This is a genomic window from Chloroflexus sp. MS-CIW-1, from assembly GCF_030444705.1.
Classification (GTDB): domain Bacteria; phylum Chloroflexota; class Chloroflexia; order Chloroflexales; family Chloroflexaceae; genus Chloroflexus.
This window is the reverse complement of sequence record NZ_JAUBWR010000002.1, coordinates 92,820-108,778: the sequence shown is the minus strand read 5'-3', so window position 1 is coordinate 108,778 and position 15,959 is coordinate 92,820. Positions and strand designations below refer to the sequence as shown.

Sequence of the window (15,959 nt, the reverse complement as noted above, 5' to 3'; positions counted from 1 at the left end):
TCAGTTCCTAAGCAGGCGCTGACGGGTCTCTTCAATAAAACGCTGAATGCGATCAGGGTCGGGTTTATCTGTTGGCAATATCAGAATGAAATGACTGAATATTTCCGAACGTTCGCGGAGCAGGTCTTGCCAGCCGGCCTCTGGTCGTTCACGTCGTAGTGCTTCCAGATGAATGTGTGCGAATGTCTGAAGCGGCTCGGCGGTATCAGGTGTGAGATGCGCAGCAGGGCCGGCAAGGTAGTAATTCGGTGTTGTTTGGCCGAGTGGTGTATCTACCGGTACCAGATGACCGACAATAACCTCATTGAGTTCGAGGCGCAGTGAGGCATGGCTGTCGGCCAATGGCACGGCGTCATCGTTTAGTAAGTCGCGCAGACTGGCACCGGCATTCGGATGGAGTTTCTCAACGCGGTACGGTCGTAACCTGACATCAACCCAGGTCGGTAAGAGTTGACGTTCAAGAGGGGAAAGAGCGCTCTCGTTCGCTTGATCCGCCAGGCGTTCGACAAGGGTTTTTCCGTCAGGTTGGCGGTAATCAAAGGCAAACCACACCATAAACCGGTCGGCGCCGTAACTTTCGCGCTGGTTTAGTTCGGCCAGTTGCGCAAACTGGTAACGTTGTTGCCAATAACGATCAAAGGCAGTTTGCAGGTCAGAAGCGTCGGCCGCAGTTGCCATCGCCAGGATACGTTGTAAGAGCTGATCTTGCGCATTCCGTAAGCGCAGTTGCTGACTGCGCCACTCCTCTTCAATCCGTAAATGGCAATCTTTATACTTGCGGCCACTCCCGCAGTAGCAAGGATCATTACGCCCTAACTTTCGCGTCTTCACTTGATTCATTTGCGAATCACTCCTTACGCTATTCGAGACTAAAAGCCAGCCGTATGCCCAGAAACTGATTACGCATAGTGGGTTGCAAGCGGAAACGGCAGGCACAGCGTGCATACCCTTGTGGATTGGCGTAACATCCGCCGCGCAGAATACGTCGTCCGGGGGCAGTTGGGTCTTCGCGTCCATCATCTGGCCGATACGGGTATGGTCGGTCGAGCGAGGCAGTCCATTCCCAAACATTACCGGCCATATCCTCGATCCCATACGGACTGCGCCCACTAGGATAGGCGCCTGGAGGATTAGGTGCAAACCTGCCGCTCTCGCGTGTATTGGCGTAGTTGGGATGAAACGTCTCACCCCACGGGAAGCGACGGCCATCACTTCCACGCGCTGCATGCTCCCATTCAGCCTCAGTCGGCAGGCGGAAACGAATGGTGGACGGTGGTGTGACCGGTTGGCCGCTCGGATCGATCAGGCGAACAGAGCAATCTGGTTGTTGATTCAGCCAGGTGCAGAAGGCTTGCGCTTCATACCAGTTGACATCGGTGACCGGCAGTGCCAGTAATTCGGGCGGTGGAGTTGGGCCGTGCCAGAGTGGTGGCGGTGGCACAGCGCCAGCCGCAACCGCCTGTGCGTAGAGCGCATTGCTGACCGGTGTTTGGGCGATGGCAAATGCTGGTAGCGATAGTTCGTGCTGCGGCGTCTCTTCGCGGTAGCTTTCGCGGGTGCCACCATAGCGACGGGCAAGGTCGTTCAATTCCTGGATCGGTGTCCCCATGCGAAAGATGCGGGCCGGGATGTAGATCATAACCGGTAATAATGCGGTCAAGGTGGTCATCGTTGGTAAATCCGATTGAGTCGATCCAGCTCTCGCCGGTAGATCGTCTCGGCAAAATGTTCAATGTCACTCACGTTTTGCAGTGCTTCGTAACCACGCTGTAGAAACGAGTGTATCTGCCCAATACCGACTAGGCATGCGACAACATGCAAACGACGGAGCGCCAGCCCCAGGATATGCGAGCGTGAAAGACGAAAGACATTGTAGAGTGTCGTTCTGACTAACGTCAGTTGTCGTAAACGCTCATCATACTTATCGGCGATTCGGTAGAAGTGTTCATAGGTCATTTCGTCGAAATCGGTCCCGACATTCGCCTGCCACATCCGTCGGGCCAGGTCCTCATCGAGTTGATTTGTGAGGTCGAGTAATTCTAACACCTCTTCCAAATCGCGCAGTTGAACACCGGGTAGCCAACCGATGAAATGTTGCAAGCGCCGCCCTTCCTGGTCGCGCTGGCTAAAATCACGCGGGCCATAGATATCGTTGAAGAAGAACTCGCCTAACGGTTCGTATACCGGTATTTCGGCCAGATCATGGTAATCACGCCGCAGTCGGTTCGATTGAAAGATTTGGAGGGCGAGACGGTACTGACGGAGCGTACTCATGGTTGTGGCAAGCGTTCGATTTGAGCAAGGGCACGTTGTCCCCATTCACTGGTGGGTTCGCGACTAATCAGCGTCTGGTAAGCATTACGGGCCGCGGTAAAGTTGGCCTGATCTTCTGCGATCAATCCACTGTAGAAAATTGCTTCACTGTAGTCGGGGTTGAGGGTAATCGCTTGTTGGATGGCTTGCAACGCACTTTCAGTACGACCTTGCGCATAATAGGCTCGCCCTAACCAGTAGTGGGCTTCGGGAAAGTTGTTCTGTAGTGCGATAGCCCGATTGAGGTCACGAATCGCCTGATCGAGTTCTCCATCACGAATGGCGAGAAGCGCCCGTCGGTAGAAGCTCTCGGCGATGCGATCATTGGCGCCGATGGCGGCATCGAAGGCGGCGCGTGCTTCGGCGAAACGTCCGGCCTCTTGCAGTAATTTGCCCCTGAAGAGATGAGCTTCAGCGTAGTTACTTCTTTGCCGGATAGCCTGCTCTACCGTTTGCAGGGCATCGTCAGCACGACCAAGGGCATACTGGGTTTGGGCTAATCCCAACAGCGCTTCCGGGTATTGGGGTTGCAGTTGCAGGGCGCGTTGATACGCGGCCAATGCTCGAGAAAAATCGCTGTTGCGCAAGAGTGCTTCACCAAGCCAGAATTGGGCTGCGGCATCGTCGCTGCCGCCCGGTAGCGCCACGGCTGTTTCAAAGTAGGCGCGGGCAACACCCCAATTTCCTCTGCTGCTGGCGATTTCGCCTAGCCCGATATGTGCGGCAATTGATTGCGGATCAATGGCGATGGCCTGCTGATACGATTGCTCGGCGGCGGTCAGGTCGTTGCGGCGGCGCGCAACCTCGGCTAACGTCAGCAGGGCATTGACCTGCGCCGTGATCGCTTCAGGATCGGTGCGGTTCGCGGCTAGATTCAACGTGCGCTGAGCGGTTTGGGTTGCGGCTTCTAGTCGATTCCCAACCAGGTAAGCACGAGCCAGAAGCTCGTTGGTCGTAGCCGAATTGGGATCAAGCTGTAGCGCACGTTCCAGCGCCTGAATCGCAATTGAGGCAGCATTTCCGGTAATTGCAGCCTGACCGATGGCAAGTAAGCGGTCGCGATCGTTGATGCCTTGTCCGAGGGCAATCCGATACTGTTCGAGCGCCCGCTCTGGCTGATTGAGACGGTCTTCGTACAATTCGGCTAGCCGCAGACGCGCATCCAGGTTGCGCTCATCAAAGGCCAGAGCATCACGCAGCATACGTTCAGCAGCCTGAATGTCGCCCAGGCGAATATAGGTTTCGCCTAACTCAAAGGCGGCAACTGTCGAACGGGGATCAAGCGTGAGAGCATCACGGTAGACTTCAGCGGCTTCTTTGGCGTAGCCAGCATCGTTGTAAAGCCGGGCCAGTTCGATGGTTGCCTCGGTATGTTCCATTGCCAGCGGAACCAGGAGCCGTTCTGCTTCGGCAAACCCGCCGGCGCCACTCAGCCGGAGCGCACGGGCCAGATTTACGACAGTGTACGGTGTAGGTTGCCATGCTACCAGTGCACGCCAGTGCTGAATAGCCGTTGACCAATCACGCTCACGTTCGGCAATACGTGCTAGCATTAAATGGGCCGGAAAGAACTGATTGTTCCGTTCGAGTGCTTGACGGAACCACTCTTTTGCACCACCCTGATCGTCACGAGCGAGAGTAACCGTACCGATACCGGCGTAGCCGTCGGGTAGTTGCGGAGCAAGGTCAATAACTTGCTGGTAACTCTGGATGGCTTCGTCATACTGCTCGTTGATGCGGAACGCAAAACCGAGTGCCAGTAGCGTTAGGACATCATCAGGTTGCTGTTCGCGCAATTGTTGTAAGGTCGTAATACTCGAGTTGGTCTTTCCCCCCGTACCAAAGAGTGCAGCAATCATTTGATCGAGAGGACTTGGTTTGTTACGTCCCTCGACCGTCTGCACAACCGCTTCAAGCAGCGCTAATATCAGCTTCTGGCGTCGCAAAACCTCTTCGCTCCGTTCGGCCTGACCGGTTGCCATCAGACCGCTGCCGGGAACGATTGCAGCGTCGCCGGTAGCTCGTTGGCGCCACAAGTTGATAGATCGTGTGCTGTGTTCGGTTGCGATACGCAGTTGATCGCGCACTTGGCGCAGATCGTTTGCCGAGGGGAGCGGATTTGCCGCTTCGAGTGCCCAGTAGAGTGGACCGGTCAATGGTAGGTGTGTTTCGAGATTGGTTAAAGCGCGTTCTTCAAAAAATACGGCAGTCAGGCGTGATTCATACGCTGCCAGGAAGGTGTATGGGACCCGTCTGCCAGTCGCTGTCTTTGCTGACTCAAATCGTGCCAGCGCGGCCTGCGCGTCGGTGATCCGCCCACTTTCGCGATAGGCAGTGGCGAGCAGCAACTCAAGTTCCGGGTTAGTTGGTAACAGGTTACGTGCTTGTTCGAGATCAGACACTGCATCGCGGGTACGCTGTTCACGTAATGCCCACAACGCAAGGTTGACCCGCAATTGACCAAGGTCACGGCCATCGAGGAGGTCGATAGCTTCGGCAAAGTAGCGCAGTGCATCGGCACTGCGGGCATCCCACAGGATCGCGCCAAGATTATTGGTCAAGAGGGCGCGGTCACTGTTGGCAAGACTGAGGGCTGCCTGATATTCAGTTGCAGCCCCGCTGTACCACCCCCTCGCCCACAAGAGATTACCCCGCAGGATATGCAACAAAAGTGGATTCATCTGGGGCGTGTTCTCGACCAGGCGTTGGAGTTGATCGACTGCCAGGTCTGCTTCGCCATGGTGATAGGCGGCTAACGCCAGCAGATACGGTACTAATGTGGTCTGACCATTGATCGGGTCGGTACTGATGACAAACTGGTTTGGCAGCGCAAAGCGCATCGTAAAACCGTACCAGCTCTGACTCACATCAATGTTGTGAGGGGTGTAGATAATCTCGGGGCGCAAACTTAGGCTGTCGAGCCGTCCACCGGCAATGACCGAACCGCTCACAAGGAGGTCGGCGTTTAATCGTTGCACGATCGCGAGCGCTTCAGTACTGTTGGCCGGTCGAGTGTCGGTCATGATGACGTGGATCAGATTGCCCCCCTGGAGCTGTAGTTGTCGCGTGAGCGCACTGGCAATCTGACTACCGGTACGACCGTCCTGGTCGGTGAATGGGGTAATCACAATCACGAAACGCGGATCGGTAGGCCGAAAGATAGGAAAGAGTGCGAAGCCAAGTGCAATGGCCGCCAGTGCAATGGCCGCCAGTGCAAGCAATATCCAACGTCGGCGGGATGGTTGCTGTGGGGCAGTTTTGTCTGATACTTGCTCTACAGCCGATGGTTCTTTGTCCTTCCGTTGCCATGGCCATCGCATAGATCCGCTCCTTACCACTGTCGGTCATACCAGCTCCTATTGTAAGCAGTTTGGAGGATATTTCAAGCTGTAATGGTGAGGACGACTCACTGATGAACAGATAGAATAACTTACAATAACTTACAGCTTCCGGCAAAGATTTCTGTGGTTCGTCGTGTAGAGCTTTTCAACGTTTTCATCCTGGTGCGATGGACGTAAGCGGAGAGAGGAGGGATTAGAGATGGTATAGATACCAACCCGTCTGCCGTGGTCGGCCCGCTGCCAATGCCCGCTGGTGCATTGGCGAGGCATGTGTCACCCACTCTACAGGGGTGATGGTACACTGATGCGCCAACCGATAGGTCTTACGTGCTCACGTTCAAACGCGGGCCGCCGGCCCGCGTTCCTCGGAAACAGCGTTCAGACGCGCTCTGAGAACGCATCGCTGGTTGGTTACAGTTCCTGCACGGTAACTTTGGTCATCCTGTCACCCTGCTGAATCGCATACACGACATCCATACCATTTACTACCCGACCAAACACGGTATGGCGTCCATTTAGATGTGGCTGCGGAGTATGGGTGATGAAAAACTGGCTGCCATTAGTGTTTGGGCCAGCATTTGCCATCGAGATAACACCAGCTTCGTGCGTGAGTGGATTACCGATAACTTCATCACGAAAACGATAGCCAGGGCCGCCGCTTCCGCGTCCGGTTGGGTCGCCACCTTGAATCACGAAGTCTTTGATGACGCGGTGGAAGGTCAGGCCATCGTAGAAGCCTTCTCGTACCAGAAAAACGAAGTTGTTAACGGTCAAGGGGGCATGCTGGGGGTAGAGATCAAGTTCAATCGTACCGCGGGTGGTTTCCATCGTTACCCGGTACGTTTTGCTAACGTCAATCTGCATTGGCGGTGGACTATTCCATTGTTTTGCCACGAGCGTACTCCTGGAGCTTATCTCACGAACATTGTGACAGCATTATACCATCAACCGCTTCCGCCGCCAGAGGAATGGCGATACTCTAAAACATCGAAAAGCCCTGCCATGGCTACGAAGTGGTCTGACCTAACCGCCGTGTAGCGTAGGTTAGCTCCTTAGCAGTGATACCAGGCTGTTGCTGTTGCATCAGGTTGTTAGCCTCTGCTATGGCCAGCGCTGCCAGTTTGGGTTCGGCCAATTCGTGTAGTCGCGTCGCAAGTTGACGCAATAGATGAGCTGCGGTCTTGTAATCGCCCTGCTGTCGGGCTTGTTCGGCTCGTTGGCGGAGGATGGCAATGGAAGCACGGTTAATGATCGGCAGGAGTGTCGGTGGTGGGTTGACAGCGTCGGGACGGTAGTAAGCGATCACGTCGTGATCGATGGTTGACTGACCGCTCATAATTCGGAGTCGGGCTAGGCGTCGTCGTTGATCGGCTGCGCCGGGGGCAACGAGGAAGGCGCACACCAGTTGAGCAGCTTCTCCCCGTTGCAGATCACCGAGATGAACTGTCAATCGCCGACCGTGTTCGGTACTGAGGGGTGTTAAGGTGGTAAGGCTTGGTGTGAGTCGTACGATCCACCGCAGCGCGACAGTTTGGGGCAGCGTGAGTTGGAGAGTTATTGCCTGAGCAGTGATCTGGCGGATGCTATCGAGTTCAGTCGCGATGGTCGCCGGGATTTCAGTAGCTTCATGCACAAAACTGGCTCGACCTCCGCTAAGGTCGGCCAGTTGTACCAGGAGATGTTCTTCAAACGCACCACCGAGACCGATCGTACTAAGCGTTATGCCGCGAGCGGCTGCTTCGCGTGCCAGTGAGATGCACAGGGTTGTATCACTGGTGAAGCCATCGGTGAGTAGGATAATGCGACGGATAATGTCTTCATCCGTCGTAACAAACTGTGCCAGTGCGAGTTGTAAACCCTGCGCGAGATTGGTAGTTTCACCAAGACGGAGTGCCGGTAAGCGCATGAGTGCAGCAACTAACTCGGTTCGGCGGGTGGCAGGGATACTCGGAGCAAGGACAATCGCATCACTGGCGCAGGCAATCAGAGCAAGCCGGTCGTTATGGTCAAGTCGTTCAATCAGGCTATGAAGTGCATGCGTCGTGTATGTGATCGGGCTTGGGTAGAGAGTTCGCTGTTCGACCGAGAGCGGGTTACTCAATTGCCAGACCGGTACACCGTCAACCAGTACTTCGTGAGCACCGCTCTGCCGCACAAGATCACGAAATTGCTGTTCATTAACGATTGGTATGCGCATTGAACGGCTAGCATCGGCTACAATCGCGAGATGAAGTGGCAATCCACCATAACCGGTTGCAGCAACAGTGAGGTGCAGGTAGGCGATCTGCGGTTGCTTTAGGACCGGTAAGACAATCGGTTCGGGTGTGCAGCGTATTTGTAGCAGCATAGGCTGCGATCCTTCCCTGTCACCGAGTAAATGGTTTCAGTTTCCGGCGCTATCGAAGGGAGTGTCGGCAATGATTGTCACTCGTTCAACGAGTGCATCGTCTTATGAGTGTCTTACAAATCTACTCAGAATGTATTATGGGCAAACGAGGCGCATTTTACCCAAACAGTCCCCGTGGAACAGCTTTGACACGCCTGACCTGTTTTATACGTTTTCTAAGCGAATAAGAGCCTATCAGAATAATTGTCTCACAGCACAGCGGATGAAACCTGATAGATGTACGGGCGCAGCGGCGCTGCGCCCCAATTGATTCTGCGACAGGGTATTCCGGATAGGCTCTAAGAACGTCTCACGCACCGGATACCGCTCCTCATTGCTCTTTATCCTCGCTATTGTAGAGGATGAAAGGATGATACAACATAACGTGCAAACACATTATTGTCTACAATCGGCTGGTATTGGCGGATCGCTAAACGTGATTTCGAGGACAGACCCATTATTGTATGTTGTCACTCGTCGCGTGCGGGTAATTGAGACAAGTGCATTCGTTTTTTCATCAGGAATACACGAATCGACTTTGGTTTCTTCCTCAGTTTTAAGAATGCCACCGCGTGTGATACCAACCACAAACTCTTGCGCAATAGCCAGTGTTGCCGGTCTAAACAATCCCACCCCGATGATGCTCAGGATAAGGAATACCAGGACAAATATCCAGATGGTACAACCGCTACGTCGACGTTTGGGTGGTTTCTGTGGTTGTTGTTGGGCAGGTGGTGCAGGTGGTTTAGCTGGTTGTTGCGATGCCATACGTTGCTCAATCGTTTGTCAGATCAATTATTCCGATACCGGTTCAAGATCAACGAGATGCGCGCCGGCAGCTACACTTGCGCCAACCTGATAAGGGAGACGCCGTACAATGCCAGCGTATGGTGCGACCACAGTATGTTCCATTTTCATTGCTTCCAATACTAACAGTGGTTGCCCTTCACGAACCCGTTCGCCTACTGCAACGTGAATGCGTACAATTGTGCCGGGCATTGGGGCGTTAAAGCTGGCCGCATCCTGATCGTTGCTCCGCAGAACGCTATCGGCCGTAAGTGGCGCCGGACGTGTCAGGTGATACGATTCACCTCGCCATGCAATAAGCCAACCATCTTCAACGCGGGCGAAGAAGAATTGCTGGCGTTGACCGTCGATCGCTAACGCCAGTTCGTGGTGCCCGCGCCGCACCAGTGATACCTGAGCGATCCAGGAATCTCCGCTTATTTGCCAGCCATTGGTAGATGGTGTCACGCGCAGGTGGTGATCGCCATGCGCGACAAACGTGAGTGGAATAGTATCACCACCTAACCGCCAAACGGCGGCGAAGGGGTCACGCGGTGGTGGGGGGTCGGTAACGCTGAGTACGGCTGCGGCAACCAGAACGGCGCACGGTGGTGGGCCGGGTGGCGGCACCAGACCTTCATGTTCGCTGAGGAAGCCGGTATGGGTATGACCGGCAGCGAAGGCTGGATGTTCGGCAATGGCCTGTAGCAGTGGTAGGTTGGTTGTTGGGCCAAGGACTGCCATCTCGCGCAATGCTCGACGCAGGCGGGCGACTGCCTGTTGCCGGTTAGTGCCGGACACGATAATCTTCGCCAAGAGTGGGTCGTAATGGACGGTCACCTCATCACCACTTACTAGACCGGCATCAACCCGTACACCTGGCCCTTGTGGCGGCACAAACAGCGCTACCTTTCCGATTGATGGCAGGTAGGTACGGGGGTCTTCGGCATAGAGACGAACTTCTATCGCGTGACCGCGCACATCAATATCTTCTTGTCGGAAAGGAAGCGGTTCTCCGGCGGCGATAGCAATCTGCAAGTGAACCAGATCGTATCCGCATACCAGTTCGGTGACCGGGTGTTCAACTTGCAGACGGGTATTCATTTCCAGGAAGTAAAATTCACCGTCAGGTGTGAGAATGAATTCAACGGTGCCGGCATTGACATAACCGGCTGCCCGAGCAACAGCGACTGCGGCATTGCCCATTGCCTGACGTAACGCTGGCGTTAAGGCAGGGGATGGTGCTTCCTCAACTACTTTTTGATGGCGGCGCTGAATCGAGCAATCACGTTCGCCAAGATGGACAACATTGCCATGCGTATCGGCCAGTACCTGTATCTCGACGTGACGTGGGTGCAGCACCAGCCGCTCGATAATCAAGCGGTCATCGCCAAAGGCCGATCGCGCTTCTCGGCGGGCACCTTCGATGGCCGCAGGGACATCGGCCAGATCACCAACCGCACGCATTCCCTTCCCACCACCACCAGCGCTGGCCTTAATCAGCAATGGTGGTCCAATTCGTCGGGCTTCAGCAATCAGCCGTTCGTCGCTCTGGTCGTCGCCGTCGTAGCCCGGCACAACCGGCACACCGGCAGCCTGGGCCAGGGCACGGGCTTCAGCCTTCCCTCCCATCGCAGCAATTGCCGCCGGTGGCGGCCCGATGAAGGTCAATCCTGCTGCTGCACACTGCTCAGCCAGTTTTACACTCTCACTGAGGAACCCATAGCCGGGATGGATCGCCTGCGCATTCAGTTTGAGTGCTGCCTCAACAATTGCTTCGGCGCGTAGATAACTCTGCGTTGCCGGCGGTGGCCCGATCTCGATGGCTGCATCAGCCATACGTACATGCAGTGCTCCAGCGTCAGCGGCAGAATACACAACCGCTGGGCTGATGCCTAATTCGCGGCATGCACGGATAATACGCACGGCAATCTCGCCGCGGTTAGCAATCAGGATACGGTTGAACATGGGCGTAGCTTTGGTAAGACGACTTCTCCGTAGGCTTTAATCCATTCAACTTGATTGCGACCGACATTATGCACATAAATCTCGTCGAAGCCGAGATCGATGAATTGCTGGAGATGGGCACGGTGTTGCTCGAGGTCTGAAGAGATCAAGACGCGACCTCGAAAATCTTCCGGTCGCACGAGCTTTGCCATGGCTGCAAAATCTTCTGGCGAGCGAATATCCTGTTTAGGAAAATTCATGCCACCGTTGGGCCACTGCGTGAGCGCGTTGTGCAGTGCCTCTTCATCGGTTGGCGCCCACGAAACGTGCAATTGGAGTAGTTTTGGCATCTGATCAGGGTCTTTGCCAGCTTCTCGGGCGCCAGCAGCGAAGTCGGCCAGAATGCGACGTAGTTTATCAGGGGCGGCTCCCGGCGTTATCAGACCATCACAGGTGCGTCCGGCCCAACGCAGTGTTTGTGGCCCGGTAGCAGCAATGTAGATCGGTACCGGCTGCTCAGGCAGTGTCCACAGGCGGACTTTATTCATGCGGAAATACCGGCCTCGATACCGCGTCTCTTTACCGCTAAGGAGCTTCTGAATGATCTCGGTTGCCTCTTGCAACATCTCAAAACGAGTCAGTGGTTCTGGCCATTCACCGCCAACCACATTTTCGTTCAGCAGTTCGCCACTGCCTAACCCTAACCAAAAGCGGCCGGGGAACATGGCCGCCAGGGTTGCAGCGGCCTGAGCGATAACTGCCGGGTGGGTGCGGAAGGACGGGCAGGTCACACCTGGCCCAAAACGATGATTGGTGACGACACCGAGCGCACCCATCCAGCTATACACAAACGCATTGTGTCCCTGCGCCGGTACCCAGGGTTGGAAGTGATCGGCTGCCATGACGCCGCGAAAACCGTACTGCTCGGCTAATCGACAGTGTTCGAGAAGTTCGTTTGGGTGAAACTGTTCTAATGCTGCTGATATACCAATCGTTGCCACGGGCTTTATCCTGTATGACGTGATGAGGTTTCTGGTTTAGTATACCATGGTGCGCCATTTTGTTGGTACAACTGCCAGACTGCCGTGCATGATAGTGGGGTCTGATTGAAAGGTATTACCTGCTCGCCAGTCAGAATATGCTATCATAACTCGAGTGCAATCTGTTCAGATCATGGCAGTGCTGTTGGTTAGATGATCAGGTAATGATGTTCCTATGGCCGCTGTTGAATTGCACGCATGGTATCGCCAATATCGCAAACTAAAAGAAGAGGCTGCTGACGCGATCCTCCTCTTTCGGTTTGGTGATTTTTATGAGACCTTTGATGATGATGCAAAGTTGATTGCTGAGTTGCTTGACATAACATTAACCCGGAAAGAATACGCGGTTGATAAGCGCTTGCCGAAGGAACAGCAGAAACTGTATGCACCAATGGCCGGTATGCCGTATCACGCGGTGGATCGCTACGTGAGCGAGCTGATTGCGCGTGGTTATCGCGTTGCGATTGCCGAGCAGTTGAGTGAGACAGAGGCGATGCGCAACGATACCCGGCCTCGTTCGGTGTATGCGGCTGGTCTGACCCCAGTTGAGAGCAGCGGTAAGATGGTGCAACGGGCGATCGTGCGGGTGATTACGCCGGGAACGGTGATTGATCCGGCACTGTTGCCTGACCGCAATAATAACTATCTTGCTGCGGTGATTGTTGAGCAAGGGAAGGTTGGTCTAGCGTATGCCGATCTGTCTACCGGTGAGTTTGCCGCTGCTGAGTTTGCTGATGCGCGTGCACAGATTCAATTGCAGGCCGAGTTGGCCCGTCTGAACCCTGCCGAAGTGTTAGTTCCTGACGATGATGCGTTGCGTCTCTCCGGTCTATCACCGGTACAGGCCCGACTCAGTCAGGATTTGGCGCCGCTCACAAAAGATGAGCGCGAAGCGTTGTTGCCTCACGAACGGGTAGCCCGTCGCCTTGAAGGTGTAAGCACAGCCAGTTGGACGCAAGGCCATGTGACCGAATGGCCGGTATGGCGTTGGGAGCTGACGACCGCAGCAGAGGCGTTGTGTGAACATTTGGGTGTCGCGTCGCTGGTGGTGTGTGGCCTTGATACCCGTCCTCTCGCTGCGCGTGCGGCCGGTGCCCTCTTACAGTATGCCCAGGTGACGCAACGCCAGCGGGTGAGTCAGTTGCGTCATTTGCGCGTGTATCATACCGGCGCGTATATGTTGCTCGATCCACAGACGCGCCGGAATCTAGAGTTGTTGGAGAGTAGTGGGCGACAGGGAGCAAAAGCGTCGCTGATTGCAGTGCTTGATCGTACCTGCACGGCGATGGGGGCGCGTTTGTTGCGTCGTTGGATTACTCAGCCATTGATCGTCCTCGAACCGCTTCAGGTGCGGCAACGGGCGGTAGCCCGGCTGGTTGCTGAAACGATGGCACGGCTTGAGGTGCGGGCAGCGTTGGCCGAATTGCCGGATGTCGAGCGGGCGGTTAATCGTATTGCGCAGGGAATTGCAGTGGCGACACCGCGTGATATGGTGCTGTTGCGGGCTGCGCTGCGGAAGTTATCGGCAGTGCGGCAAGCGGTTGAACCACTGTTACCCGATCTCCTGGCTGCTGAGATGACCGGTGAATCGGCATTGACGTTTGATGAGTGTACTGATGTGCTCGATTTGCTAGAACAGGCCCTCGACGACGATCCACCGGCGTTGTTGGGTGCATCAAATTATCTGCGGGCTGCTGAAGAGGGTGGTGAACGACCGCGACGGGTGATTCGCCCCAGTTTCGATCAGCGGCTCGCTGACTTGATCAAGGCCAGTCGTCACGCACAAGAATTTATTGATCGACTTGAGAGCAAGGAACGCGAGCGTACCGGTATTCGTTCGCTCAAGGTTGGTTACAATCAGGTCTTTGGGTATTACATCGAGATTTCACGGGCAGTGGATCCGAAACTTATTCCACCCCATTACGAACGGAAGCAGACCCTGGTAAACGCTGAGCGGTATGTAACTGAAGAGCTGAAATTCTACGAGAGTTTGCTGAGCGATGCTCGCTTGAAGCTGATCGATCTTGAGCGTGATATTTTTCAGCATCTCTGTGAATTATTGCAACAGCACCTTGATCGGTTGCGTACTGTCATTAGCGCAGTGGCCCGGATCGATGCCCTGGCCGCACTGGCCGAGGCTGCCGTGCGTGGCCGGTATGTGCAGCCGATGTTGCGCAACGACCGCGTGCTTCGCATCAAGCAGGGACGCCATCCGGTGGTGGAGCGTACTCTGAGCGAACCGTTTGTTGGGAATGATGTCGAACTGGACGGTGACCGTACTCAGATTTTGATTATCACTGGGCCAAACATGGCCGGTAAGAGTACCTTTTTGCGTCAGGTGGCGTTGATTACGCTGATGGCCCAAATTGGTTCGTTTGTTCCGGCTGATGAGGCTGAAATTGGGTTGGTTGATCGCATCTTCACCCGGATTGGTGCTCAAGACGATATTGCGACCGGTCAAAGTACCTTTATGGTTGAAATGACCGAAACCGCAGCCCTGCTCCGACAGAGTACACCGCGCTCGTTGATCATTCTTGATGAGGTGGGACGTGGTACCAGTACGTATGATGGGATGGCCATTGCGCGTGCGGTGGTCGAGTATATTCACGACCATCCGCAACTGGGTTGTCGCACGTTATTTGCCACCCACTATCACGAATTGACTGCATTAGAACAGCAGCTCCCACGAGTGCGGAATTATCATATGGCGGCAGTTGAGCGCGATGGTCGAGTAGTATTTTTGCACGAGTTGCGCCCTGGTGGCGCCGATCGCTCGTATGGAATTCACGTCGCTGAGCTGGCCGGTATTCCGGTAGAAGTGATCCGACGGGCCAGTGCCTTGCTGGCCGAACTCGAAGGTCGGGTTGGATCACCATCAGCACCGGCAGCGCCCGCATCACCAGCAATCGTCGCGTCGCCTGATCGTGAGCTGTCAGGAAGGATGCAATTGTCGTTCTTTGATCTGATGCCGCATCCGGTGGTAGAGTATTTACGACGGCTCCGTATTGAAGAGCTGACACCGCTAGAAGCATTGAATCGGCTGGCCGAGTTACAACGTCTGGCCAGTCAGCAATAGGAATGGAGCAGGAAATCTGTGCAGATCGCCCGTGATCTTACTCCCGGATTGGCCAACCGGGCGACCGTGTTGACGATTGGCCGTTTTGATGGTGTCCATCTCGGTCACCAGCAACTGATTCGGACAACGGTAGAACGGGCACGAGCGCTCGATATGCTGAGTGCTGTGCTGACTTGGGAGCCGCATCCACGAGCGGTTTTGCAACCGGATCAGCCGTTGCAATTGTTGAGTGATCTTGACGAAAAAATCGAGCAGATTCGTCGTCTTGAGCCTGATCTGCTGATTATCGCCCCATTTACGCCTGCTATCCGTAACTTGACGGCAGCCGAGTATATGGCACATATTATGGCCGCGCTGCCGGTGCGTGAAATCTGGGTTGGTGAAGATTTTGCCATGGGGCGTGGTCGCGAGGGAGACATTCCGCGTCTGATGGAACTTGGGCGGGAGATGGGTTTTGCCGTGGGAGCGTTGAGTAAGTACAAGGTTGCCGGTATTCCGGTAAGCTCATCGCGTATTCGTGAACTAGTGCTCGCTGGGAATGTCTCTGGCGCGAGTGCTCTCCTCGGTCGACCGTTTGCTCTGCGCGGGATTGTGACTCGTGGTGATGGACGTGGACGACTGATCGGCTTCCCTACTGCAAATGTACAGGTCAGTCACGATGTTGTCTTGCCAGCAAATGGAGTATATGTCTGTCGTGCATATCTGGCAACGGGTCAGGTTATTTCGGCGGTAACCAATGTTGGCGTCCGGCCAACATTTGCCGGAACCCAACGAGTAGTTGAGGCCCATTTGCTCAATTGGGAAGGGGATTTGTACGATCAGCCACTGCGTGTCGAGTTTTTGATGCGTCTCCGCGACGAACGTAAGTTTAGCGGTGTTGATGATCTGGTCAACCAGATCAAGCGTGATGTGGCAGAGGCACAGGCAATATTAGGGGAACAGAGCAGGTAGCCTGCTGTGCTGATGCTGTATTGATACAGTCATCAAGAGAAAACATACTGCTGTTGGCCGGGAGCGTGGGCCTCTGGCCCGTGTCCTGACATAAGCGAGTGTTTGAAAGCTGGAAAGCC

Annotated in this window: 11 protein-coding genes; 2 read left to right on the top strand and 9 right to left on the bottom strand. The window is 54.9% G+C overall.

From position 1 onward, the window contains the following. The 9 genes from QTO31_RS13395 to QTO31_RS13355 all read right to left on the bottom strand — a co-directional run bounded on the left by QTO31_RS13395 (position 1) and on the right by QTO31_RS13355 (position 11,774). The gene (locus QTO31_RS13395) at positions 1–840 is read right to left on the bottom strand and encodes a YecA family protein (RefSeq protein ID WP_301429559.1); all 840 of its coding nucleotides are present in this window, start codon (positions 838–840) and stop codon (positions 1–3) included. A 19-nt stretch (positions 841–859) separates the two neighbouring features. Continuing rightward, the gene (locus QTO31_RS13390; protein ID WP_301429557.1) at positions 860–1,669 is read right to left on the bottom strand and encodes a formylglycine-generating enzyme family protein; all 810 of its coding nucleotides are present in this window, start codon (positions 1,667–1,669) and stop codon (positions 860–862) included. Further along, entirely contained in the window at positions 1,666–2,274 is a 609-nt protein-coding gene (locus QTO31_RS13385) for an FFLEELY motif protein (protein ID WP_301429555.1), read from the bottom strand. Before QTO31_RS13385 ends, QTO31_RS13390 begins: the two co-directional genes overlap by 4 nt. After that, positions 2,271–5,633: a tetratricopeptide repeat protein gene (locus QTO31_RS13380; protein ID WP_301429554.1), complete on the bottom strand. Its 3,363-nt coding sequence runs from the start codon at positions 5,631–5,633 to the stop codon at positions 2,271–2,273. Before QTO31_RS13380 ends, QTO31_RS13385 begins: the two co-directional genes overlap by 4 nt. A 432-nt stretch (positions 5,634–6,065) precedes the next feature. After that, positions 6,066–6,548, bottom strand: coding sequence for a peptidylprolyl isomerase (locus QTO31_RS13375; RefSeq protein WP_035419299.1), 483 nt, complete (start codon positions 6,546–6,548; stop codon positions 6,066–6,068). Positions 6,549–6,660: 112 nt separating this feature from the next. After that, on the bottom strand, positions 6,661–8,001 hold the full coding sequence (locus QTO31_RS13370; RefSeq protein WP_031459608.1) for a vWA domain-containing protein: 1,341 nt from the start codon (positions 7,999–8,001) through the stop codon (positions 6,661–6,663). Positions 8,002–8,436: 435 nt separating this feature from the next. After that, positions 8,437–8,808, bottom strand: coding sequence for a hypothetical protein (locus tag QTO31_RS13365; RefSeq protein WP_031459609.1), 372 nt, complete (start codon positions 8,806–8,808; stop codon positions 8,437–8,439). A 27-nt stretch (positions 8,809–8,835) separates the two neighbouring features. Beyond that, positions 8,836–10,794 (bottom strand): acetyl/propionyl/methylcrotonyl-CoA carboxylase subunit alpha, encoded by a 1,959-nt coding sequence (locus QTO31_RS13360; protein ID WP_301429546.1) that lies wholly within the window; start codon positions 10,792–10,794, stop codon positions 8,836–8,838. After that, positions 10,776–11,774, bottom strand: a complete 999-nt coding sequence (locus tag QTO31_RS13355; RefSeq protein ID WP_301429544.1) for a TIGR03557 family F420-dependent LLM class oxidoreductase — start codon at positions 11,772–11,774, stop codon at positions 10,776–10,778. The genes QTO31_RS13360 and QTO31_RS13355 overlap by 19 nt, the downstream gene beginning before the upstream one ends. A 214-nt stretch (positions 11,775–11,988) precedes the next feature. Between QTO31_RS13355 and mutS the strand changes: the two genes are divergently transcribed. Beyond that, on the top strand, positions 11,989–14,889 hold the full coding sequence (gene mutS, locus QTO31_RS13350; protein ID WP_031459612.1) for a DNA mismatch repair protein MutS: 2,901 nt from the start codon (positions 11,989–11,991) through the stop codon (positions 14,887–14,889). Positions 14,890–14,907: 18 nt separating this feature from the next. After that, positions 14,908–15,840 carry a bifunctional riboflavin kinase/FAD synthetase gene (locus QTO31_RS13345; protein WP_031459613.1) on the top strand — a complete coding sequence of 311 codons (933 nt, stop codon included), beginning with the start codon at positions 14,908–14,910 and terminating at the stop codon, positions 15,838–15,840. Positions 15,841–15,959: the final 119 nt, after the last annotated feature.

What these genes read in the sequence shown, in the direction of transcription:
- QTO31_RS13380 (WP_301429554.1), bottom strand. Translation starts at nt 5,633, where the DNA reads ATGCGATGGCCATGGCAACGGAAGGACAAAGAACCATCGGCTGTAGAG.
- QTO31_RS13385 (WP_301429555.1), bottom strand. Translation starts at nt 2,274, where the DNA reads ATGAGTACGCTCCGTCAGTACCGTCTCGCCCTCCAAATCTTTCAATCG.
- QTO31_RS13370 (WP_031459608.1), bottom strand. Translation starts at nt 8,001, where the DNA reads ATGCTGCTACAAATACGCTGCACACCCGAACCGATTGTCTTACCGGTC.
- QTO31_RS13390 (WP_301429557.1), bottom strand. Translation starts at nt 1,669, where the DNA reads ATGACCACCTTGACCGCATTATTACCGGTTATGATCTACATCCCGGCC.
- QTO31_RS13365 (WP_031459609.1), bottom strand. Translation starts at nt 8,808, where the DNA reads ATGGCATCGCAACAACCAGCTAAACCACCTGCACCACCTGCCCAACAA.
- QTO31_RS13360 (WP_301429546.1), bottom strand. Translation starts at nt 10,794, where the DNA reads ATGTTCAACCGTATCCTGATTGCTAACCGCGGCGAGATTGCCGTGCGT.
- mutS (WP_031459612.1), top strand. Translation starts at nt 11,989, where the DNA reads ATGGCCGCTGTTGAATTGCACGCATGGTATCGCCAATATCGCAAACTA.
- QTO31_RS13395 (WP_301429559.1), bottom strand. Translation starts at nt 840, where the DNA reads ATGAATCAAGTGAAGACGCGAAAGTTAGGGCGTAATGATCCTTGCTAC.